This window comes from Saccharomonospora saliphila YIM 90502, from assembly GCF_000383795.1.
Taxonomy (GTDB): domain Bacteria; phylum Actinomycetota; class Actinomycetes; order Mycobacteriales; family Pseudonocardiaceae; genus Saccharomonospora; species Saccharomonospora saliphila.
On sequence record NZ_KB912698.1, the window covers coordinates 58,560 to 62,821 of the forward strand.

Below are 4,262 nucleotides of genomic sequence, written 5' to 3' on the forward strand. Positions count from 1 at the left end.
GGCGGTCGCGGTCCACGGCCGCGCCCGCGACGCCGAGCGCCGCCCAGCCCGCGCTGTGCTCGCCGAACAGCGAGAGCCCTCGCGCCGCCCGCAGCACGGCGGGCCGCGCGAGTCCGCGCTGGACGTTGACCAGGAGGGCGACCTCCCCGGACGGCCGGTCCTCGTCGCCCGCGGTGGGCAGTTCCACTTCAGCCATCGAGCGAGCCGTCCAGCGGAGCCCCGTCGGACAGGTGCGGCGCGATCTTGTTGTCGAACATCGAAAGGGCCGACCCGATCGCCATGTGCATGTCCAGGTACTTGTAGGTACCGAGGCGGCCGCCGAAGAGGACGTTGCGCTCGCGGGCCTCCTTCTTCGCCAGCTCGCGGTAGCGTTCCAGCTTGTCCCGGTCCTCGGCCGTGTTGATCGGGTAGTACGGCTCGTCGTCGTCGGAGGCGAAGCGGGAGAACTCCCGCACGATCACGGTCTTGTCGTCCGGATAGTTCCGTTCCGGGTGGAAGTGCCGGAACTCGTGGATGCGGGTGTAGGGCACGTCGATGTCGTTGTAGTTCATCACCGACGTGCCTTGGTAGTCCCCGGTCGGCACGACCTCCTGCTCGAAGTCGAGTGTGCGCCAGCCGAGCCGCCCCTGCGAGTAGTCGAAGTAGTGATCGAGCGGGCCGGTGTAGACGGTGGGCGTGCCCTCGGGGATCGCGCCACGCACGTCGAAGTAGTCCACACCCGTGCGCACCTCGATGTTCGGATGGTCGGCCATCCGCTCGAGCCACGCGGTGTAGCCGTCGACCGGCAGTCCTTCGTACGTGTCGTTGAAGTAGCGGTTGTTGAACGTGTACCGCACCGGCAGCCGCGTGATGATCGACGGGGAGAGTTCCTTGGGGTCGGTCTGCCACTGCTTGGCGGTGTAGCCGCGCACGAACGCCTCGTACAGCGGCCTGCCGATCAGTGAGATCGCCTTCTCTTCGAGGTTCTGCGCGTCCTTGGTGTCGATCTCGCTCGACTGCTCGGCGATCAGCTCCCTGGCTTCGTCCGGCGAGTGCGACTTGCCGAAGAACTGATTGATCAGGTGCAGGTTCATCGGGAACGTGTAGACCTGCCCCTGGTACTTCGCGAACACGCGGTGCTGGTAGTCGGTGAAGTCGGTGAACTGGTTGACGTAGTCCCAGACCCGTTTGTTCGAGGTGTGGAACAGGTGCGCGCCGTAGCGGTGCACCTCGATGCCGGTCTCCGGTTCCGGCTCCGAGTACGCGTTACCTCCGATGTGGTCGCGCCGCTCGAGGACCAGCACGCGTTGTCCGAGCTGGCTCGCGGCGCGCTCGGCCACCGTGAGGCCGAAGAAGCCGGAGCCGACGACTATCAAATCGAAACCGGAGTATGCACCGTTCGTGATCTCTGTGGTGTTCGTGTCCGCGCTCACGCCCCGAGAGGCTACCGACGTGCCGCGACCCTCGTGCGGCGAGGCCACGGTTGTCCCTCCCTGGACGGGACGACCGTGCCGCGCCGGTCCTCGTCCGCACGAGGGTCCGCGGCCCCTGTTCCCCCGGTGCCTCGCGGCGCCTGTGCCCACACCGACGTCCGCACCCACCCATACGGTTCCCGAGAACCCGCAACTCACCCATTCGAGTGACACACACGCCCAGTCGGGTACGCCTCGCACCACCGCGCGCATCACTCCGCCCACCCGCGCCGAGCCAGGGTGTGTGCGTCGGCAAGGCCCCCTTCACTGCGTTCAGTGCAGTAAAGGGGGCCTTGCCGACATGTCAACAAGGGTGCGTGCGGGGTTAGTCCTCCTCGGGAGGGGCCTTGTCCTCCTCGTCCGGGGTTTCGCGGCCCTGTACGCGGGGGAGCAGATCGTCGGCGATGTCCTCAAGGACGGCCTCGCGGCCCTGGTACGGCTCGCCGCTGCGCGGCCAGTGCACCACCACGTCGGTGAAACCCAGCTCGGCGGCGCGGCCGACGGCGTCGGCGAAGCTCTCGCGGCTGGTCAGCGAGTACACCGGCGCGGCGTCCAGGCTCAGGTACCGGCGCACGTGCTCCGGCTCGCGCCCGGCCTCGGCGACCGCGTCGGTGAACCGGGTGGCCAGCCGCTCCACCGACGACCACCATTCCTGCTGGCTCTGCCCCTCCGAGGGCCGGCCCGTGGTGACCCAGCCCTGTCCCACCTCGGCGGCGAAGCGCACGGTGCGCGGCCCGTCGGCGGCGAGCACGAACGGCACACGCGGACGCTGCACGCATCCGGGCAGGTTCCGCGCGCTTCGCGCCGTGTAGTACGCGCCCGAGTGGTCGTAGCCGTCGATCCGCAACAGGCCGTCCAGCGCGTCCACGAACTCGGTGAACCGGTCCACGCGCTCGGCCGCCGAGAGCTCGGGACCACCCAGCACCGTGCTGTCGTAGCCCAGACCACCGGCGCCGATCCCCAGCTCCACACGGCCGTCGGAGACGTCGTCCAGAGTGATGAGTTCCCGCGCGAACGGCACGGGATGCCGGAAGTTCGGTGAGGCGACGAACGTTCCCAACCGGATCGTCGACGTGACCATGGCCGCGGCGGTCAGGGTGGGCACCGCACTGAACCACGGCCCGTCGACCAGATGCCGCCAGCCGAGGTGGTCGTAGGTCCAGGCATGGTCGAAGCCGTACTCCTCGGCGGCCCGCCACTTCGGCTCGGCGGCCCACCACCTGTCCTCGGGAAGGATCACGATGCCAACTCGCACGGCGCCACACGCTATCGGTGAAGCAGCACACCCCGCAGCACGGGCGTGATCTGGGAAACTGGAGGTGTGCGCAGACCCCGCCTCATCGCTTCGGACGTCGACGGAACCCTGCTCACGCCCCTGGAGCAGGTGACCGAACGGACCGCGGGCGCCGTCACCAGGGCCGTGGGCGAGGGTGTCCCCGTCGTGCTCGTGACCGGCCGCCCTCCCCGGTGGATTCCGCCGGTCGCCGAGCAGACCGGGCTGACCGGCTACGCGGTCTGCTCGAACGGTGCCGTGCTGTACGACATCAACACCGATCGGGTGCTCGACGTGCACGGATCGCTCGACCCCGTGCTGCTCGCCGACGTCGCCGAAGCACTCGACGTGGCACTGCCCGGCTGCCGCCTCGCCGCCGAGCGGGTCAGCCACACCGCCATCGACCACGAGCTGCGCAACTTCGTCATCGAGTCCGAGTACCGTAACCCGTGGGGCGACGGCGAGGGCTTCGTCGTCCCCCGCGCCGAGGTGCTCGGCCACCCCGCGGTGAAGCTGATGGTCAGCCATACGAAGATGAACTCGGACGAGATGGCGGCCTCCGCCCGCGCCGCCCTCGACGGTGTGGTGGACATCACGTTCTCCTCGGGCGCGGGGCTGATCGAACTGGCCGCGCACGGCGTCACCAAGGCGACCGGCCTCGGCCAGGTCGCCGGGCTGCTCGGGCTCGGGGCCGAGGACACGATCTCGTTCGGGGACATGCCCAACGACCTCCAGATGCTGCGGTGGTCCGGGCACGGGGTCGCCGTCGCGAACGCGCACCCGGTCGTGCTCGACGCCGCCGACGAGATCACGGCGACCAACTCCGAGGACGGCGTGGCCCAGGTGCTCGAACGCTGGTTCTGACCCGGTGGCTCACCGGCAGGACACGTACTCGTAGTCCGGGTGGGCGTCGAGACGGTCGATGAGGTGGCCGGACAGTGCCGACCGGACGTACACGGTCACCCAGTACGGGCCCGCCGTGCGGCGGAAACTGGCGACCTCGAACAGCCCCGCGTAGGCGGGGTTGATCCCGCACTGCTGCTCGCGGGTGTAGGTCGCGTCCTCCACGGCCACCGAGGGCACCCGCGTGGTCAGCACGTAGTCGTAGTCCCGCGCGACGAACCGCGCGCCCACGAAGCCGCGCTGCTCGCCGTCGCGGGCGATGTGCTCGTCTGTCCTGCCGAACACGTCGACGACCACCAACGACGGGCCCGCGCGGTAGCCCAGCGCGCCGGTCGCGTGGGTGGCCACCACGGTGCCCATGGGCAGCGACTCCCCGAACCACGCGCCGACCTCCTCGAGCCCGGCCACGACCCGCTCGCTGTCGGCGGTGGCGGGCCGGGCCATCGGATGCATCGTCGTCACCACCAGCGAGAGTCCGGTGACCGCGAGCGCCGCGACCGGGGCGGTGCGCCTGCGCACGAGCGGCACCGCGCCGGGGCTGCTGCCGAGGAGGGAAGTCGTGACGTACGTGATCGTCGAGCCCTGTGTGGACGTCCTGGACAAGGCGTGTGTCGACGAGTGCCCCGTCGACTGCA

The 4,262-nt window shown here is 69.7% G+C and carries 4 protein-coding genes and 2 pseudogenes; 2 read left to right on the plus strand and 4 right to left on the minus strand.

The window, feature by feature from the left end; genetic code table 11:
* From SACSA_RS23330 to SACSA_RS0115960, 3 genes and pseudogenes are all read right to left on the minus strand, one after another.
* Positions 1-196, minus strand: a pseudogene (locus tag SACSA_RS23330) (phosphatase PAP2 family protein); the annotation flags it as partial.
* On the minus strand, positions 189-1,412 hold the full coding sequence (gene glf, locus SACSA_RS0115955; RefSeq protein WP_019818649.1) for a UDP-galactopyranose mutase: 1,224 nt from the start codon (positions 1,410-1,412) through the stop codon (positions 189-191). The gene glf and the pseudogene SACSA_RS23330, both read right to left, overlap by 8 nt.
* A gap of 364 nt (positions 1,413-1,776) precedes the next feature.
* Positions 1,777-2,691 carry an LLM class flavin-dependent oxidoreductase gene (locus SACSA_RS0115960; protein ID WP_019818650.1) on the minus strand — a complete coding sequence of 305 codons (915 nt, stop codon included), beginning with the start codon at positions 2,689-2,691 and terminating at the stop codon, positions 1,777-1,779.
* An 81-nt stretch (positions 2,692-2,772) separates the two neighbouring features.
* Here SACSA_RS0115960 and SACSA_RS0115965 point away from each other — a divergent pair, with 81 nt between their 5' ends.
* Complete coding sequence (locus SACSA_RS0115965; protein ID WP_019818651.1) at positions 2,773-3,588, plus strand: HAD family hydrolase; 816 nt, start codon at positions 2,773-2,775, stop codon at positions 3,586-3,588.
* Between the two features lie 9 nt (positions 3,589-3,597).
* On the opposite strand, the gene SACSA_RS26905 is transcribed toward SACSA_RS0115965, so the two are convergent.
* The gene (locus SACSA_RS26905; protein ID WP_232212970.1) at positions 3,598-4,089 is read right to left on the minus strand and encodes a hypothetical protein; all 492 of its coding nucleotides are present in this window, start codon (positions 4,087-4,089) and stop codon (positions 3,598-3,600) included.
* A 97-nt stretch (positions 4,090-4,186) separates the two neighbouring features.
* On the opposite strand from SACSA_RS26905, the pseudogene SACSA_RS26275 reads away from it, so the two are divergent.
* Positions 4,187-4,262 (plus strand): annotated as a pseudogene (locus SACSA_RS26275) (ferredoxin); the annotation flags it as partial.